We start from the raw sequence: 16,086 nt of genomic DNA on the forward strand, positions 1-16,086 counted from the left end.
CTACGCCACCAGCGCCGGCACGATGCTGGCGAGCCGGCCCCGGGCGATGGCGCCCTCGCGCACCAGGCGCGGAGCGCTGCCCGTGCAGTCGATGAGCGTCGAGGGCGGCGAGTCGGGCAGCCGGCCCGCGTCGAGCACCAGGAGGGTGCCCTCCGCGACCGCAGGCGCGAACGTGCGCTCGATGGCCGGCGCCTCCATCAGCGACGGCTGCCCCGGGCGGTTCGCGCTGGTCGAGGTGATCGGCGAGCCGAGGGTCTCGATGAGCTGCGCCGCTCCAGGGTGCGACGTCCACCGGACCGCGACCCCGCCCTCCGGCCCGCGCAGCGCGTCCGGCAGCCGGCCCTCGCCGCCGGGCAGCACGAGCGTGAGCGGCCCCGGCCAGAACGCGGAGGCGAACCGCTCCGCCGCGTCGGTCAGCCGCAGGCCGATGCCTTCGAGCATCCGCCGGTCCGCCACGAGCACCAGGAACGGCTTGCCGGGCTCCCGGCCCTTCAGCGCCGCGAGCCGCTCGACCGCGGCGGTCGCGGTGACCGAGCCGAAGCCGTACACGGTTTCGGTCGGGTACGCGATGAGGCCGCGGCGCGCCAGGTGGGTCACCACCGCGGGCAGCGCCGCGGCCACCTCGGCCGGGGTGCGGTACGCGATCACGCCCGCGCCTCGGCGGCCAGCGCCTCCGCCAGGACGAAGTCCTCGGCCGTGGTGATCTTGAGGTTGCGCGCGCTGCCCGCGACCACGCGCACCGGGTGGCCGAGCCGCTCGCACAACGCGGCGTCGTCGGTCGCGCCCGAGGCGGCGTCGGCGCGCGAGCGCTGGTGCGCCGTCTCGAGCATCGCCCGCGGAAACGCCTGCGGCGTCTGCACCGAGACCAGGCGCTCGCGCGGCACCGTCCGCACCACCAGGCCGGCGGTATCCGTCTCCTTCACCGTGTCCGAGACCGGCAGGCCGGGCACGGCGGCGGCCCCCAGCTCGGCCACCGCCAGCACGCGGTCGATCAGCTCGCGCTCGACGAACGGCCGCGCCGCGTCGTGCACCAGCACCAGCGACGGACCTCGGGGCAGCTTCGCCAGGCCGTTGGCAACGGACTGCTGGCGGTGCTCGCCGCCCCCGGTCACGAGCAGGCGGTCGGACAGCAGCGCCCGCAGCCACTCGGGCGGCGACGCCGCGTGTTCCGGCGGGAGGACCACGACGATGGGGCCCACGCGGGGATGCTGCGCGAAGGGGCGAATGGCCCTGAGCAGGATGGGGACGCCGCCGATCGGGCGGAACTGCTTGAGCTCCCCCGCGTCGGGCCCGGCCGCCTGAGCGCGGACGCCGCGCCCGGCGGCGACGATCACCGCACCGGTGTCAGGCGGCAAGCCGATGGGCCAGCTCCCCCAGGTGCTCGACGCGCACCAGCTCCAGGCCGCCGGGCGACGCCTGCCTCAGCCCGGTGCGCGAGCCGACGAACGCGCGGCGGAAGCCGTGGCGCGCCGCTTCGGCGAGCCGCCGGTCCACGCTCGCCACGGCCCGCACCTCGCCGCCCAGGCCCACCTCGCCGAGGAACAGCGCATCGGCCGGCAGGGCGCGGTCGCGCACGCTGGAGATCAGCGCGGCCACCACCGCCAGGTCGCCCGAGGGCTCGCTCAGCCGCACGCCGCCGGTGACGTTCACGAACACGTCGAGATCGCCGAACGGCAGGCCGGCGCGCCGCTCCAGGACCGCGAGCAGCACGGCGAGCCGGCGGTGGTCCACGCCGGCGCTCACCCGCTGCGGCGTCCCGAAGCCCGCCCGCGAGGCCAGCGCCTGGATCTCCACCAGCAGCGGCCGCGTGCCTTCCATCAGGGCGGTCACCGCGCTGCCGGAGATGCCCTCGTGCCGCGCCGCGAGGAACGCCGCGGAGGGGTTCGCCACCGGGAGCAGTCCCGCCGAGGTCATCTCGAACACGCCGATCTCGTCCACGCCGCCGAACCGGTTCTTGGTCGCGCGCAGGATGCGGTGGTCCAGCGCACCCTCGCCCTCGAAGTAGAGCACGGTGTCCACGATGTGCTCGAGCGTCTTGGGGCCCGCGATCCCGCCGCCCTTGGTCACGTGGCCCACCAGCAGCACCGCCGGACCCGACTCCTTCGCGAAACGCATCAGCCGGCCCGCGCACTCGCGCACCTGGCCGACGTTGCCGGGCGCACCCTCGAGGTCCGCCGTGTAGGCCGTCTGGATGGAGTCCACGACCACGACGCGCGCGCCCACGCGCACGGCCTGCTCGATCACCCGCTCCAGCGCGGTCTCCGCCAGGACGTGCACGCGGCCCGCGGGCTCCTCCAGCCGGTCGGCCCGGAGCCGCACCTGCTCGGGCGACTCCTCGCCGCTCGCGTACAGCGTGGGCACGCCGGCGGCCTCGAGTCGCGCCGCCACCTGGAGGAGCAGCGTGGATTTCCCGATGCCCGGCTCGCCGCCCACCAGGACCAGCGAGCCGGGGACGATCCCGCCGCCCAGCACGTAGTCGAACTCGGCGAGGCCGGTCTTGTAGCGCGGCATCGCGTCCGCCGCGATGTCGTCCAGCCGCACCGGCTCCGGTCCGCCGCCCGAGCGGCCGCCGCCGGCGGCGCTGCGCGCGCGGGGGTGCGGCTTCGCGGCCGCCTCCTCGACCAGGCTGTTCCACGCCTGGCAGGCCTCGCACCGCCCGGTCCACTTCGGCTGCTCGGCCCCGCACTCGGTGCAGCGGAAGACCGAGCGGGCCTTAGCGGCCATTCCCGCCGTCTCCGTTCTCGCGGGCGCTGTAGTTGTCGAACCGGGTGTACGCCTTGTGGAAGTGGAGCTTGATGGTGCCGGTGGGGCCGTTGCGCTGCTTGCCGATGATGACCTCGGCCTGGCCCTCGATGTTCTCGCCGGTCTTGGGGTCCTGCGTCCCCGAGTACATCTCCTCGCGATAGATGAACAGCACCACGTCGGCGTCCTGCTCGATCGCGCCCGACTCGCGCAGGTCGGAGAGCTGCGGCCGCCGGTGCTCCCCGCCCCGCTGCTCCGGCGCGCGCGACAGCTGCGACAGCGCGAGGATCGGGACGTCGAGCTCCTTCGCCAGCGCCTTGAGCGCGCGCGAGATCGCGCTGATCTCCTGCACGCGGTTCTCCGCCTGCTCCGGCGAGCGCATCAGCTGCAGATAGTCCACGATGATCAGCCCGACGTTATGCTCGGCCTTGATGCGCCGCGCCTTGGACCGCAGCTCCAGCGGGGTGAGCGCCGCGCTGTCGTCGATCCAGATCGGCGCCGACGAGAGGATGCCGGCGGCGCGCGCCAGCAGCGCGTAGTCGGCGTCCTTGAGCATGCCCTGGCGGAGGCGGTGCGCGTCCACCCGCGCCTCGCTGGTCAGCAAGCGCTGGACCAGCTGCGCCTTCGCCATCTCGAGGCTGAACACCGCCACCGGAATGCCCTTCTCGATCGCGGCGTGCTGCGCGACGTTGAGGCACAGCGCCGTCTTCCCCATGCTCGGCCGCGCCGCGATGATCACCAGGTCCGCGTTCTGGAACCCCGCCGTCCTGTCGTCCAAGTCTGCGAAGCCCGACGGCACGCCGGTAATCGATTGTCCGCCGGCGTGGAGCGATTCGATGCGCTCCATCGTCGGCCACAGCAGCTCCTTGAGGCGGACGAAGCCCTCGGTCTTGCGGGTCTCCGACACCAGGAAGATCCGCTGCTCGGCGCTGTCGAGGACCTCGTCGGCCAGCCGCTTGGCCTCGTAGGCCTCCTGCACGATCCCGGTCGCCGCCTCGATGAGCCGCCGCAGCAGCGCCTTGTCGCGGACGATCTTGGCGTGGTAGTCGATGTTGGCGGCGGTGGGCACGACGTCGAGCAGGTAGGACAGGTACTCGATGCCGCCGACGGCCTCCAGCTCGCCCCGGCGGTCCACCTCGTCGCGCAGGGTGACCGGGTCGATGACGCCGCCGCGCTCGACGATCCCGTGCATCGCGCGGAACAGCCGGCGGTGGCCCTCGCGGTGGAACATCGCGTCGTCGAGGAGCTCCACCCCCCGGAGCGCCGCGTCGGCATCCAGCAGCATCGCGCCGAGGACCGCCTGCTCGGCCTCGGCGCTGTAGGGAGGCTGGCGGCCGCCGAAGACGTCAGGCGCCGTCGCCATCGTAGATCCGGCGTGCGATACGGATGTCATCCCAAGTCGGACGCTTCCAGTGCGGGTTGCGCAGCAGCGCCGCCGGGTGATAGGTGACGATCAGCGGGATGCCGCGGTAGCGGTGCAGCTTGCCCCGCAGCTCGCCCAGCGACGCGGTCACGCCCAGCAGCGCGTGCGCGGCCGGGCGCCCCATCGCCAGGATCACCCGCGGCCCGATCAGCTCCAGCTGCCGATGGAGATACGGCGAACAGGCCGCGACTTCAAGCGGCTCGGGGTCGCGGTTCTCGGGCGGCCGGCACTTGAGCACGTTGCAGATGAACACGTCCTCGCGGCGGAAGCCGATCGCCTTGAGGATGTCGTCGAGCAGCTTGCCGGCGCGCCCCACGAACGGTCGCCCCGTCTCGTCCTCCGTGGCCCCGGGTGCCTCGCCCACCACCACTAGGCCCGCCTTCGGGTCGCCTTCCCCGGGCACGCTGTGCCGGCGGCTGTGGCCGAGGGCGCACTTGCGGCAGGCGTCGACGACCGGCACCAGGGCCTCGAGCGTGGCCAGCTGGCGGAGCGGGTCGGCGGCGAACAGGTCGTCGCCGGCGGCGGGGGCTTCCGCCACGATGCCGGCGGGAATCGCGGCCGGAGTCTTGCCCTTCGCCGGTGCCGCCATCCGGTCTGGGGCCGGAGCCGCCGCCTCGGCGGGAGCCCGTCCCGCGGTCGGAGCCTGCGGCCGACGCGCTCCAGCTGAGCCCGCGGCTGCCGCCTCGCGACTGACCACCACTGATGGAGTCGGCGTCTCGGAACTGCTCTGTTCTGACCGCTCGATCCCGGGCAGAACGACGTCCGTCTCGCCCAGCTCGATCAGCTGTTGGAGGTAGCGTCTGCGGGCATCATCCACGCCTGGAAAGTAACCTCTGCACGCGGTCGAGGATGGCGGCCGCGGCCTCGTCCTTCGACATCAGGGGGAGCGCCTCCGCGCCGTCTCGCGCGACCAGCGTCACGCGGTTGGTGGGCACCTCGGGGCCGGCGCCCGGCTCGGTCGCGTCGTTCGCGACCACCAGGTCCAGCTGCTTGGCCTCGAGCTTGGCGCGCGCCGCGGCGATCACGTCGTCGGTCTCGAGCGCGAAGCCGACCACGACCGCACCCCTCTTCCGCCGCGCCGCCGTCCCGGCCAGCACGTCGTCGGTAGGCTCGAGGTCGAGGCGGAGCGCGCCGTCGCTGCGCCGCAGCTTCTGGCCCAGCGCCCTCGCGGGCCGGTAGTCGGCCGGCGCGGCGGCCATCAGCAGGAGGTCGGCCAGGGGGAGCGCATCGCCGACCGCGGCCTTCAGGTCGGCGGTGGATTCCACCCGCACGACCTCGACGCCGGGCGGGGGCTCGAGCCCCGACGGGCCGCTGACCAGCGTGACCTCGGCTCCGCGCAGCCACGCCTCGCGCGCCAGTGCGTAGCCCATGCGTCCGCTGGAGCGGTTGGTGACGACCCGCACCGGGTCCAGGCGCTCGCGGGTCGGTCCCGCGGTGACGAGCACCCGGGCGCCGGCCCACGGCGCGGCGCTCCGCAGCAGCCGCTCGACGTGAGCGACGATGGCCTCGGGCTCCACCATCCGGCCCGGGCCTTCGCCCTCGCCGCGGGCGAGGGCGCCGGTGTCGGGGCCCAGCACATGCGCCCCGCGCGCGCGCAGCAGGGCGAGGTTGGACTGGGTTTCGGGGTGGGCGTACATCCGGTCGTTCATCGCGGGGGCGAGCAGCAGCGGCGCGCGGCGCGCCAGCAGCAGCGCGGTGAGGAAGTCGTCGGCCATGCCCTGGGCCACGCGGGCCACCAGGTGCGCCGTGGCGGGGGCGACCACGATCAGCTCGGCTTCCCGCCCGAGCCGCACGTGCTCGAGCGAGCGGCCGGGCTGCCACAGCGAGGTGACCACCGGCCGGCCGGTGAGCGCCTCGAACGTCACGGGTCCGACGAACTCGGCCGCCGCGGCCGTCAGCACCGCGTCGACCGTCGCGCCGGCCTCGGTGAGGCGGCGCGCGACGATGCAGGACTTGTACGCGGCGATGCCGCCCGACACGCCGAGAACGACGTGCCGGCCGGCGACCCGGGTCACGCCTCCTGCCTGCGCCGCCGGGTGATCTTGTACTTCAGGTCCCCCGACGACAGCTCCTCGAGCGACGTCGTGGTGAGCTTCTTCTCCCGCTCGACGGTGCGTTCCTTGGGGAAGTCGTTCACGAAGCGGGCGAACTTCGCGGCCACCAGCACGCCGATGTACTTGTTGCCCGCCTGATGCGCGATCTCCGTGGGCGTGAACACCCGCATCCTACGCCTCCTTGACGTCACCCAGCCGGTCGGCCAGCGCCCCGATGTCCCGGCCCAGCTGGGCCAGCTCGTCCACCAGATCGGGGTTTCGGCGCGGCCGGCGGTTTTCCGCGTCGAGAATGGCGGCCACTTCGGCGACCGCCTCGGTTCGGTCAGCGTTGACGACGACGTAATCGTAGTCCAGCGCCTCGCTCAGCTCGGCGACGGCGGTCCGCAGCCTGGCGCCCAGCGTCGCAGCGCGGGTCCCCGTGGGGCCCCCCAGGCGCTGCAACAGCTCCTCGGCCGACGGCGGCACCACGAACACCAGCACCGCGTCCGGATAGCACTGTCGAACGGCACGCGCACCGCGGGTCTCGATGTCCAGCACGACGTGGCGCCCCGAGGCGAGGACCTTGTCGATCTCCGACTTGAGGGTGCCGTAGCGCTCGCCGCTGTACTCGGCCCACTCCAGGAACTCCCCGGCGCGGACCCGCCGCTCGAACTCCTCGCGCGAGAGGAAATGGTAGTCCACCCCGTCGCGCTCCTTGGGCCGCGGCGCGCGGGTGGTGGCGGAGACCGAGTAGCCCACGTCCTCGCGAGCGGTCACCAGCGCGTAGGCGATGGTGGTCTTGCCGCCGCCCGACGGGGCCGAGAGCACCAGCGGATACGGCTTCACTCGAGGTTCTCGACCTGCTCGCGCAACTTCTCCAGCTCGGTCTTCATCACGATGACGGCCTCGGCGATGGTCGCGTCGTTCGCCTTCGAGCCCATCGTGTTGACCTCGCGCCCGGCCTCCTGCAGCAGGAAGCCGAGCCGGCGGCCCACCGCCGGCTCCGCGCCGTCGAGGGCCTGGCGCATCGCGTCCAGGTGCGTCGCGAAGCGCACCAGCTCCTCGGTGATGTCCAGGCGGTCCGCGATGATCGCGATCTCCTTCGCCAGCCGCTCGGGCTCGAGGGCCACGCCGCCGGCGAGCGTCTTCACCGCCGCGGCCAGCCGCTCGCTCTCCCGCACCAGCCGGCCCGGCGCCGCCTCGCCCACCCGGCGCCCGAGCGCCGCCAGCGCGTCGAGGCGGCGCAGCAGGTCGGCCCCCAGGGCCCGGCCCTCCTGCTCCCGGGTCGTCACGCAGGCTTCGGCCGCGCGGTCGAGCACGGCCTCGACGCCGCCCGTGTCGGGCCCGGCGTCCCCCCGCGCCACCCGGACCACCTCGGGCAGGCGCGCCAGCGACGCCAGATCGAGGTCGCCCTTCACGCCCAGCTCGCGGCCCAGCGCGCGCAGCGCCGCGACCAGGGCCCGCGCGCGCTCGGTGTCCACCTCCACCGTCTCGCTCTGCGGCGGCGCCTCCAGCCAGTGCCCCGCGACCGTGACGTGGCCCCGCTGGAAGTGCGCCCGCAGCCGCTCGCGCAGCTCCCCCTCGCGATCGGCCAGCTCCGCCGGCACCCTGAGCTGCACGCTCAGGTGCCGGTGGTTCACGGAGCGGATCTCGATCCGGAGCCGGCCGCCGGCCACTGCGCCCTCGGCGGCCCCGAACCCGGTCATGCTCCTCGCGCTCACGCCGCGGCTGTCCCGGTCAAGCCTTGTAAGATAGCCCCGAGGGCCTAGTTGGTGAACTCCCAGCGCACGCCGTACCGCTGCGCCACCGGCGGCATCGGCACGCCGGGGATCAGGGCGTACTGCTCGTTCCGCGCATTGCGCAGCGTCCAGAACAGCGCCGCGCCCAGCAGCCGCATCTCCGCGCGCCAGTCGAACACCATCGCCCCCGGCAGCCGCACCGGCGCCCCGCTCCCGTCCACGCCCATCGCCCCGTGGCTCCACGACTCCACGCCCACCTCCGCCGTGAAGTCGAAGGCGTTGCGTCGCAGGATCGGCAGCAGGCGCGAGCGGAACGTGGCCGTCATCCGCGCATGGTGCGGCGGCTCGTACGCCGAGGTCACGGGATCGAGCGGATGCCGGTACCAGCCGGCCAGCGTCAGGGACAGCGCCGGCCGGAGCGCGAAGCTCGCCGTCACCGTCCGGACCGGGAGGCTCGAATACGCCGGCACCACGCTGTCGAACACCCCGTACACCGGGGCGGCGAACCCGCCGTGCCGGGTGTAGGTGAGGTCGAGATCCGCGAAGGCGCTGGTGAGCGCGACGCCGCCGGAGACGTCGGTCACCCGCTGCACCGTGTCGGCGAGCACGGCCGGCTCGGCCACCGCGCGGCGCATCCGCGCCGCGCCGTGCAGCGCCAGGGCCCGCCACGGCCGCAGCTCGGCGCCGAGCGAACCGTCGAGGGAGTGGCGGGCGCCGGTGTGGGTGCGGAGGTCCACGTCGCCCGACACCGTGAGCGCGCTGAACGGGGAGACCGCAGCCCGGAGCCGGAACTCGAACGGCGTGCTGGAGTCCCTCACGCGGCTGGTGAGCTCGCCGGACCATCGCTCCGCCCGGTAGCCCACGATCGCCGCCCCCTGCAGCTCGTTGCGGGCCAGCGCCGCCACGGAGTCGGTGTAGGAGGTGCTGCCGGCCAGCGCGTCGAACCGGAGCCCGAGGCCGTCGTCCCGCGTCGCCGCGTAGCCGCGGAGGAACAGATCGGTCCGGTGCGCGCCGGGGTTCGGAATCGTGTCGCTGGCTCCCGAGGGCAGCGTGACGGCGAACGCGTCGCGGTTGGTCGTCATGCTGATGGCCTGGTATTCCACGCCGAGCCGGGACGACGGGCTCCACGATCCCTTGGCCCACACCGTGATGTCGTTCGTGTGCCCGGAGGAGGAGTTGCTGGCCGCGGTCCCGAGGAACTCGACGCCTACGCCCACGCCCGCCCCGCCCCTCCAGCGGTTGAGATAGCGGATGCGATAGGTGTTGGTGCTGGCGTCCCCGGTGGCGAACGAGGTCTCGGTGCGGGGCCGGGGCACCAGCTGCGCGTCCGAGAACAGGTACACCCGCACCACCGTGGGCAGCACCTCGACCTCGACCCGCTGCACGAAGCCGAGGCCGTACTGGGAGAGATCGATGCCGGCGCTGTCGCGGCCCAGCGGATCGATCGCGAACCCGTCCCAGAACAGCTCCACGGACGCGGCGCCCTGCCCGGCGTAGTGCAGCGCTTCGGGTCGCCCGAACCACCCGGCCCTCACCAGGAAGACGCCGGGGACCTTCTGCAGCAGCTCGCCCAGGTTGAGCGCCCCGCTGAACCACAGCGCGTCGCGGTCGAACACGATGCGTCCGTTCCTGGGCAGCGGACCGGGCGGCGCACCGAGGCGCGGGAGCTGGGGGAGGAAGCTGTCGGGGCGGAGCGAATCGGGCACGGGCGTGGTGTCGGCCCGCGCTGCACCGGCGGTCGTGTCCGCCCGGTTGCCGGGTGCCACCGCGTGCGTCGTGTCGGCCGGGGCCGGGCGGGCGGGCGGAGGGTTCTGGGCAGCGGCGCCGGTCGCCAGGAGCAGCGCCGCGAGCGCGACTGTGGGGCCGCGAGGCGTCACGTCAGCCGGCGCGCCCCAGCAGGAACTCCACGAACAGGCGGGTCGGCACGCCGCTCGGTCCCTTGGGGAGCGGCGGCGCGTCGGCCTCCGAATAGGCCGTGCCGGCCACGTCGAGGTGCACCCACGGATAGCCCTCCGCGAACTCGCGCAGGAACCAGCCCGCGGTGATGGTGCCCGCCGGCCGCCCGCCGGAGTTCTTGACGTCGGCGATGTCCGATTTGTTATGCTCGCGGTACTCGTCGAGCATCGGCAGCGGCCACACCCGCTCCCCCGCCCGGTCGCCGGCGCGCCGCACCTCCTCGATCAGCGCCTCGTCCGTCCCCATCACGGCGCTGGCGGCGTGGCCCAGGGCGATCACCACGGCGCCGGTGAGCGTCGCGGCGTCCAGCACCGCGGCCGGCTTGAAGCGGCGCACGTACGAAAGGGCGTCGGCCAGCACGAGCCGCCCCTCCGCGTCGGTGTTGACGATCTCGACGTGCTTGCCCGAGTGGCTCTTCACCACGTCGGACGGCCGCACCGCCGAGCCGCTCGGCATGTTGTCGGTCGAAGGGACGACGCCGACGGCGTTGAGCTTCGGCTTGAGGCGGCCCAGGGCCTCGAACGCGCCCAGCACGGCCGCGGCACCCGACATGTCGTATTTCATCTCGTCCATCTGCGCCGCCGGCTTGATCGAGATGCCGCCGGTGTCGAACGTGATGCCCTTGCCCACCAGCGCGACCGGCGCCGCGTCGCCCGCGCCCCGGTATTCGAGCACGATGAACCGCGGCTCCGTCGTGCTGCCCTGTGCGACCGCCAGCAGCGCCCCCATGCCTTCCTGTCGCATCTGCTCCCGGTCCAGGACCGTCACGGCGAAGCCGTAGGCCGCGGCGAGCTGGCGCGCGGTGTCCGCCAGCAGCGAGGGGGTGCACTGGTTGGGGGGCAGGAACTGGAGCCGCCGCGCCAGCGCGTGGCCTTCGGCCGCCGCCTGGCCGACGGCGAAGCCGCGCTGCGCCTCGGCTGCCTCGCCGGGTTCGACGACCACGGTCAGGTCCGTGACGGGCGGCCGCCGGTCCGGCGCCGGCGTCTTCAGCTCGTCGAACTGCCAGGCGCCCTGCGCCAGTCCCTCGAGGGCCGCCTGCGCGAAATCGGCCGCGCCCACGCCGGGGCGCAGGGCGGCCGGCATCGCGAACGCGAAGGCGCCGGTGCCGAAAGAGCGCGCGCGCCGCGCGGCCACCGCGGCCGCGCGCCGGATCGCGTTGCGGAACGCCGCGGCCCGTGCGAGCCCGCCCGCCAGCGGCAGCTCCTCCGGCTTCCCGACCCCCACCAGCAGCACGCGCTGCGGCGAGGCCGGCACGTAGAGCAGCGCGGTCTCGTCGCGCGCGCCGGTGAAGTCCCCGGCCCAGACGCGGGCGAGCATCCCGCCGGTGCGCTCGTCCAAGCCCGCCAGGGCGGCGGGCGGCGTCTTGTCGAGCTTCGGCACGGCCACCGCCAGGACCGGCACGCCGGCCGCTTCGACCGTCGAGGCGAGGAGCGTGTAGTTCATCCGAGGTGGCCGATGATCTGGTCCGCGAAGGTGGAGGTCGAGACCTCGGTGGCGCCCTCCATCTGGCGGGCGAGGTCGTACGTCACGCGCTTGGCGCTGATGGCGCCCTGCAGTCCGGTCACGATGGACGTCGCGACGTCGTCCCAGCCCAGGTGCTCGAACAGCATCACGCCCGAGAGGATGACGCTGCCCGGGTTGATCTTGTCCTGGTCGGCGTACTTGGGTGCCGTGCCGTGCGTGGCCTCGAACACCGCATACCCGTCCCCGATGTTGGCGCCGGGCGCCATCCCCAGGCCGCCCACCTGGGCCGCGCAGGCGTCGGACAGGAAGTCGCCGTCCAGGTTGGGCGTGGCGAGCACCGCGTATTCCTTCGGCCGCAGCAGCACCTGCTGGAACATGCTGTCGGCGATCCGGTCCTTGATGATCACCTTCCCGCCGGCATCGCCCTTGAGGTCGGACTCGGGCACGGTCTCCTTCCCGTACTTCTCCCGCGCCAGCTCGTAGCCCCAGTCGCGGAACGCGCCCTCGGTGAACTTCATGATGTTGCCCTTGTGGACCAGCGTGACCGACTGGCGGTGCCGGTCGATCGCGTGCTGGATCGCCCGCGCCACCAGGCGCTTGGACCCGAACTCGCTGATCGGCTTGATGCCGAGCGCGCTCTTCTCCCGCACGCTCGCCTTGAACTCCGTCACCAGGAAGTCCCGGAGCCGCGTCGCCTCCCTGGAGCCGGCCTGGTACTCGATGCCGGCGTACACGTCCTCGGTGTTCTCGCGGAAGATGACCACGTCGAGGTCCTGCGGCCGCTTGACCGGCGAGGGGACGCCGTCGAAGTAGCGGACCGGCCGCACGCAGGCGTAGAGGTCCAGCAGCTGGCGCAGCGCGACGTTGAGCGAGCGGATCCCGCCGCCGACCGGCGTCGTGAGCGGGCCCTTGATGCCCACGCGGTAGCGCTTGAGGGTCTCGAGGGTGGCTTCGGGGAGCCAGCTCCCGGTCTCCTTGAACGCCTTCTCGCCCGCGAGCATTTCCACCCACTCGACCCGCCGCTTGCCGGCCGAGGCCTTGGCGATGGCGGCGTCGAACACCCGCCGCGAGGCCCGCCAGATGTCCCGCCCGGTGCCGTCGCCCTCGATGAAGGGGATCACCGGGTCGCTCGGGATCACGTACTTCCCGTCGCGATAGCTGATCGGCGTGCCTTGTTGCGTACCGGGCATCCTGTGGCTCCTCGGCTCGTCTGGAAGTGGACTCGAACGGGGTTGAGGGACAACCTCAACGGGAGCAGGCAAACGTAATTGGGGAAACGTCTTAGGGCAACCGGGCTTGAGCAGCTTGTCAGCCCGTCGCCTGTACCGTCAGGCGCGCGGGCGCGTCAGGACGCGTGGTCGGCCGGGTAGTGGAACTTGTGGAGGAGCCGGTGGACGGCGGGAGCTGCCAGGATGGCGGCGGTCACGAGGAAGACCAGCCCGGCGTAGAGCGCGTAGCAGCCCGCGAACAGCTTGCCGCCCGCCGTCTGCGGGCTCTCGACCGGCCCCATGCCGCCCAGGAGCATCGCGGCGTTGAGGAAGGCGTCGCGCCAGGCCAGGCCCTCGTAGCGGGCGTAGCCGACCATGCCGATCAACAGGGAGACGGCGACGAAGCCTGCGGCGATCGCGAGATGCCGCAGCATGCGCCGCAGGAAGTGGCGGCGCGAGATGGGTGGATGGTGCCGCGGTTCGTACACGTCGGTCGCTCGCTGCGGGATCGGGCTGCGGGAATCGGGCCGCCGCGAGTATGGCGGGTCGGGGACCGGGGCCGCAAGTGGCGACCCACGGCCCCCCGGCGGCGGCAGATCCCCCCTTGGGTCTGCTCGACCGCCTTCCTCTCCCGCGCGGGCTACGGCGCGCCGGCCGCCGCCTCGTCGAGGCACGCGATGGCCTCGTCGAAGCTGCCGGCCGGGAGTCCCTCCCGGCTCATCCGGCGCGCCATGGCCTCGAGAGCGGAGCGCTGCTCTTCGCGCGCCTCCCTCGTCCGATACGGCTCCGGGTCCCAGAACGGTTCCGCCAGCACGTCCGGCAGCGGCGGGAGACCCCTGGCCCCACCGCTCGGGTCGTGCGGCGTCGTGGCTTCGCCCCGCGTCTCGGATCGCATGGCATCCGTCTCCGGGCTTGACCATATTATCTGCTGGCGCCTATTATGTGCTATCGCCTTATAGCGCGCAAGAGCCTAATAGCTAGATTGGTGGGGACGAGGCATCGCGAAATGGGAGTCCGGCTCAACCTTATGGGGCTGCTGCGGACGCGGGGGCTGACCCGCTACGCCTTGGCGAAGGCGAGCGGGCTCAGTCTCTCGGCGATCTACCGCCTGGCCGGGCGGTCGGGGCGCTTCACGCGCTTGGAGGCGGATACGATCGACCGGCTGTGCGGGGCGCTGCGCTGCACGCCGGGCGAGTTGATCAGCCGGGATTAGCTTCCTGGTGGTGCGAGGCGCAGGGGCTCAGATGGCCCGCGAGGAGGGTCCATGCCTGCCGACTACCGGATCGACCGTGCGGCGCGGGTCGTCTACAGCCGCGCGTGGGGCGTCCTCACGGACCAGGACCTCGTGGACAATCGCGTCGCGCTGTTCACGGATCCGGCGTTCGCCCCCGAGTTCAATCAGCTGTACGACCTGTCCGCGGTCACGGAGATCAGGGTCACCTCACCCGCCCTGCTTCAGCTGTCGCTGTCGTCGCGGTTTGCGCCCAGCTCGCGGCGGGCGGTGGTCGTCTCGAGCGACGTCGCCTTCGGCATGGCGCGGATGTACGCGATCCTGACCGGTCACGAGGAGACGGTCCAGGTCTTCCGGGACCGCGCGAGCGCGGTCGGCTGGCTGGAGGCGGCCCGCGGCTGAGGCGCGGCGCCTTGCCCGGGCGCGGGCCGCCGTCCCGTCAGGACCTCGAGGTCAGAACAGCACCCCGCCCGACAGCGCGAAGGCGCTGCTGCTCCTGACCAGCACCAGGCGCAGCTCCGCGAACGGCGTGATTGCGCCCAGTCCCGGGAACTGGGTTCCCCCGATGAGGTCGATGCCGGCGCCCGTTCTCCTGCCGTGCAGAATGGCCAGCCCGGCGCCGACGTACGGCGCGATCGTCTTCACCGTCGGGATGTCGAAGTGGTACGTGCCGGTCGCGTCGATCCCCCAGCCCGTTTCACCGTTCGGGAAGTAGAGGTTGAACGCCCCCATCACCCCGAGGCCCTTCACGGTCGGAATCGCCTTGGCGAGACTGGCCTCCACCCGTCCACCGACTCCGAGGCCGATGCCGTTGCTGGCCCAGTTCAGCTGCGGCCCGAACTGGATCTGCGCGCGGGCCGTCTGAGCGGTGGCGGCGGCCAGACAGGCGACGCCGGTGGCGGTGAGCAGACGAAACCTCGAACTCATGGAACCTCCCTGGGGGGTGAGAGTCGAACGTCTTCCGGTCACGGGCCTGGCGCGCGACGGGGCCTCGGTCGGCCGAGCCGGAGCGCCGGCGCCGGTAACTACGGCGCGCGCCGGCGTCCATCAAGACGCCCGCCGACTCGGGTATCGGGGTTCGGCGAATGGGCAGGAACCGGAAGGCCCCGGAGCGCATCCGTCCGTCGGATGGCCCGGGGCCTCTGGCGTCTCGTGCGGCGGCCGGCGGCTCGCCGGCCGGGTGTCGCTAGAACATCCCGTGCGCCGCGTACCGGTCGTGCACGCGCTGGAGCACCAGCGGCAACCAGCGCACGTCGTTGTGGCCGAGGCCGGGATAGACGTACAGCACGTGCTCGACGCCGAGCGCCGTGAACAGCGAGTCCAGCCGCAGCTCGAAGCTCAACGCGACCGTCGAGTCGGCGTCGCCGTGATGGGTCTGGTAGGGCGTGCGAATGGTGCCGAGCCGAACGCCGGACGCCAGCGTGTAGTTGACGCCGATGCAGACGAGTCCCCGGGACACGAACGTCGGCGCGATGAGACTGCCGAAGTCCGCGGCGCTGCTGCCGCGGCCGTGACTGAGGACGACGGCCGCGAACGGGCCCGTTCCCTCCGGCCTGTAAACCATGGAACGCCGTGCTTCGAGTGGGAGTGCCCGAGGTGAGAGTCGAACTCACACGCCGTTGCCGGCACGGGATTTTGAGTCCCGCGTGTCTGCCATTCCACCACTCGGGCGAGCGCACGCAATATAGCGCCGGGCGCGGTGACGCCGCCGCGGCCAGCGCCGTCCCGTGCAGCGGGCGCGGCTGCTGATCATGCGGCAGCGGTTGATGCAGAACGTGCAGGCGATCCGCGAGGGCCGGTGGAGTCCGCCGGCGGGGAGGCCCGGCATGCCGGGCGGACCCCCGGAATGAGCCCCGGCCCGGGAGCGCGGTAGTCCCGAGCAGTTCCGCAACCTACCGCAAGCAGGAGCGCCCGTAGGACCCAAGCCCCCAGCACCCGCTGGGGGTTTGGCTTTGCGGGGCTATATTCCCGGCTCGCCCGAGTGGTGGAATGGCAGACACGCGGGACTCAAAATCCCGTGCCGGCAACGGCGTGTGAGTTCGACTCTCACCTCGGGCACTCAAGACGGACAACGACTTACGACGCGGGGCGCTTCGGCGCCCCGCCGTGCTACCGGCCCGCGCGGGCCTTGGCTTCGACGTCCGGGGTGACGGGGTCGTCGAGGGCGACGCGGTCGCGGTTCTGCCGAACCACGCGCGCGAACAGCGTCAGATCGCGGTCGAACAGGAAGCGCCACAGCAATCGGGCCCACGAAGTGTGCGAGGCCAGCGACCCGTACACCTCCGGAGCC

At 73.0% G+C, this 16,086-nt stretch carries 19 protein-coding genes and 2 tRNA genes; 3 read left to right on the top strand and 18 right to left on the bottom strand.

Features of this window, described 5'->3' with window-relative positions; genetic code table 11:
* The 14 genes from VMF70_12795 to VMF70_12860 all read right to left on the bottom strand — a co-directional run bounded on the left by VMF70_12795 (position 1) and on the right by VMF70_12860 (position 13,460).
* A complete protein-coding gene (locus VMF70_12795) occupies positions 1 to 648 on the bottom strand; it encodes an L-threonylcarbamoyladenylate synthase (protein HTT68896.1) in 648 nt (215 codons plus the stop codon).
* A complete protein-coding gene (gene ispD / locus VMF70_12800) occupies positions 645 to 1,355 on the bottom strand; it encodes a 2-C-methyl-D-erythritol 4-phosphate cytidylyltransferase (GenBank protein ID HTT68897.1) in 711 nt (236 codons plus the stop codon). Before ispD ends, VMF70_12795 begins: the two co-directional genes overlap by 4 nt.
* Positions 1,345 to 2,724, bottom strand: coding sequence for a DNA repair protein RadA (gene radA / locus VMF70_12805; protein HTT68898.1), 1,380 nt, complete (start codon positions 2,722 to 2,724; stop codon positions 1,345 to 1,347). Before radA ends, ispD begins: the two co-directional genes overlap by 11 nt.
* Complete coding sequence (gene dnaB, locus VMF70_12810; protein ID HTT68899.1) at positions 2,714 to 4,105, bottom strand: replicative DNA helicase; 1,392 nt, start codon at positions 4,103 to 4,105, stop codon at positions 2,714 to 2,716. The genes radA and dnaB overlap by 11 nt, the downstream gene beginning before the upstream one ends.
* Positions 4,089 to 4,754, bottom strand: a complete 666-nt coding sequence (locus VMF70_12815; protein HTT68900.1) for a uracil-DNA glycosylase — start codon at positions 4,752 to 4,754, stop codon at positions 4,089 to 4,091. The genes dnaB and VMF70_12815 overlap by 17 nt, the downstream gene beginning before the upstream one ends.
* A gap of 220 nt (positions 4,755 to 4,974) precedes the next feature.
* The gene (coaBC, locus tag VMF70_12820; protein HTT68901.1) at positions 4,975 to 6,180 is read right to left on the bottom strand and encodes a bifunctional phosphopantothenoylcysteine decarboxylase/phosphopantothenate--cysteine ligase CoaBC; all 1,206 of its coding nucleotides are present in this window, start codon (positions 6,178 to 6,180) and stop codon (positions 4,975 to 4,977) included.
* Entirely contained in the window at positions 6,177 to 6,383 is a 207-nt protein-coding gene (locus VMF70_12825; GenBank protein ID HTT68902.1) for a DNA-directed RNA polymerase subunit omega, read from the bottom strand. The genes coaBC and VMF70_12825 overlap by 4 nt, the downstream gene beginning before the upstream one ends.
* A gap of 7 nt (positions 6,384 to 6,390) precedes the next feature.
* Positions 6,391 to 7,044, bottom strand: coding sequence for a guanylate kinase (gene gmk / locus VMF70_12830; GenBank protein HTT68903.1), 654 nt, complete (start codon positions 7,042 to 7,044; stop codon positions 6,391 to 6,393).
* Positions 7,041 to 7,904 carry a YicC/YloC family endoribonuclease gene (locus tag VMF70_12835; GenBank protein HTT68904.1) on the bottom strand — a complete coding sequence of 288 codons (864 nt, stop codon included), beginning with the start codon at positions 7,902 to 7,904 and terminating at the stop codon, positions 7,041 to 7,043. The genes gmk and VMF70_12835 overlap by 4 nt, the downstream gene beginning before the upstream one ends.
* A 59-nt stretch (positions 7,905 to 7,963) precedes the next feature.
* On the bottom strand, positions 7,964 to 9,814 hold the full coding sequence (locus VMF70_12840) for a hypothetical protein (protein HTT68905.1): 1,851 nt from the start codon (positions 9,812 to 9,814) through the stop codon (positions 7,964 to 7,966).
* A gap of 1 nt (position 9,815) precedes the next feature.
* Positions 9,816 to 11,336, bottom strand: coding sequence for a leucyl aminopeptidase (locus VMF70_12845; protein HTT68906.1), 1,521 nt, complete (start codon positions 11,334 to 11,336; stop codon positions 9,816 to 9,818).
* On the bottom strand, positions 11,333 to 12,547 hold the full coding sequence (icd, locus tag VMF70_12850) for an isocitrate dehydrogenase (NADP(+)) (GenBank protein HTT68907.1): 1,215 nt from the start codon (positions 12,545 to 12,547) through the stop codon (positions 11,333 to 11,335). Before icd ends, VMF70_12845 begins: the two co-directional genes overlap by 4 nt.
* Before the next feature lie 155 nt (positions 12,548 to 12,702).
* A complete protein-coding gene (locus VMF70_12855; GenBank protein ID HTT68908.1) occupies positions 12,703 to 13,053 on the bottom strand; it encodes a hypothetical protein in 351 nt (116 codons plus the stop codon).
* A 152-nt stretch (positions 13,054 to 13,205) separates the two neighbouring features.
* Positions 13,206 to 13,460, bottom strand: coding sequence for a hypothetical protein (locus VMF70_12860; GenBank protein HTT68909.1), 255 nt, complete (start codon positions 13,458 to 13,460; stop codon positions 13,206 to 13,208).
* Between the two features lie 111 nt (positions 13,461 to 13,571).
* Here VMF70_12860 and VMF70_12865 point away from each other — a divergent pair, with 111 nt between their 5' ends.
* Both VMF70_12865 and VMF70_12870 read left to right on the top strand, forming a co-directional pair.
* Entirely contained in the window at positions 13,572 to 13,778 is a 207-nt protein-coding gene (locus VMF70_12865; GenBank protein ID HTT68910.1) for a helix-turn-helix transcriptional regulator, read from the top strand.
* A gap of 51 nt (positions 13,779 to 13,829) precedes the next feature.
* Positions 13,830 to 14,198 carry a hypothetical protein gene (locus VMF70_12870; GenBank protein ID HTT68911.1) on the top strand — a complete coding sequence of 123 codons (369 nt, stop codon included), beginning with the start codon at positions 13,830 to 13,832 and terminating at the stop codon, positions 14,196 to 14,198.
* A gap of 51 nt (positions 14,199 to 14,249) precedes the next feature.
* Here VMF70_12870 and VMF70_12875 read toward each other — a convergent pair whose 3' ends face one another.
* The 3 genes from VMF70_12875 to VMF70_12885 all read right to left on the bottom strand — a co-directional run bounded on the left by VMF70_12875 (position 14,250) and on the right by VMF70_12885 (position 15,467).
* The gene (locus VMF70_12875; GenBank protein HTT68912.1) at positions 14,250 to 14,723 is read right to left on the bottom strand and encodes a hypothetical protein; all 474 of its coding nucleotides are present in this window, start codon (positions 14,721 to 14,723) and stop codon (positions 14,250 to 14,252) included.
* A 259-nt stretch (positions 14,724 to 14,982) separates the two neighbouring features.
* Positions 14,983 to 15,360, bottom strand: coding sequence for a hypothetical protein (locus VMF70_12880; GenBank protein ID HTT68913.1), 378 nt, complete (start codon positions 15,358 to 15,360; stop codon positions 14,983 to 14,985).
* Positions 15,361 to 15,384: 24 nt separating this feature from the next.
* Positions 15,385 to 15,467, bottom strand: a tRNA-Leu gene (locus VMF70_12885).
* Positions 15,468 to 15,771: 304 nt separating this feature from the next.
* Here VMF70_12885 and VMF70_12890 point away from each other — a divergent pair.
* Positions 15,772 to 15,854: transfer RNA gene (locus tag VMF70_12890), tRNA-Leu, on the top strand.
* Between the two features lie 51 nt (positions 15,855 to 15,905).
* Here the strand turns inward: VMF70_12890 and VMF70_12895 are convergent.
* Positions 15,906 to 16,086 (bottom strand): hypothetical protein (locus VMF70_12895; protein ID HTT68914.1); only part of this gene is annotated, 181 nt, incomplete at its 5' end.

The sequence above is a fragment of the Gemmatimonadales bacterium genome (assembly GCA_035502185.1).
Lineage (GTDB): Bacteria > Gemmatimonadota > Gemmatimonadetes > Gemmatimonadales > JACORV01 > Fen-1245.

Coding starts and splice junctions, on each gene's coding strand:
- radA (HTT68898.1), bottom strand. CDS start 2,724: ATGGCCGCTAAGGCCCGCTCGGTCTTCCGCTGCACCGAGTGCGGGGCC.
- dnaB (HTT68899.1), bottom strand. CDS start 4,105: ATGGCGACGGCGCCTGACGTCTTCGGCGGCCGCCAGCCTCCCTACAGC.
- VMF70_12835 (HTT68904.1), bottom strand. CDS start 7,904: ATGACCGGGTTCGGGGCCGCCGAGGGCGCAGTGGCCGGCGGCCGGCTC.
- VMF70_12875 (HTT68912.1), bottom strand. CDS start 14,723: ATGAGTTCGAGGTTTCGTCTGCTCACCGCCACCGGCGTCGCCTGTCTG.
- VMF70_12880 (HTT68913.1), bottom strand. CDS start 15,360: ATGGTTTACAGGCCGGAGGGAACGGGCCCGTTCGCGGCCGTCGTCCTC.
- VMF70_12845 (HTT68906.1), bottom strand. CDS start 11,336: ATGAACTACACGCTCCTCGCCTCGACGGTCGAAGCGGCCGGCGTGCCG.
- VMF70_12865 (HTT68910.1), top strand. CDS start 13,572: ATGGGAGTCCGGCTCAACCTTATGGGGCTGCTGCGGACGCGGGGGCTG.
- VMF70_12815 (HTT68900.1), bottom strand. CDS start 4,754: ATGGCGGCACCGGCGAAGGGCAAGACTCCGGCCGCGATTCCCGCCGGC.
- icd (HTT68907.1), bottom strand. CDS start 12,547: ATGCCCGGTACGCAACAAGGCACGCCGATCAGCTATCGCGACGGGAAG.
- VMF70_12870 (HTT68911.1), top strand. CDS start 13,830: ATGCCTGCCGACTACCGGATCGACCGTGCGGCGCGGGTCGTCTACAGC.
- VMF70_12860 (HTT68909.1), bottom strand. CDS start 13,460: ATGCGATCCGAGACGCGGGGCGAAGCCACGACGCCGCACGACCCGAGC.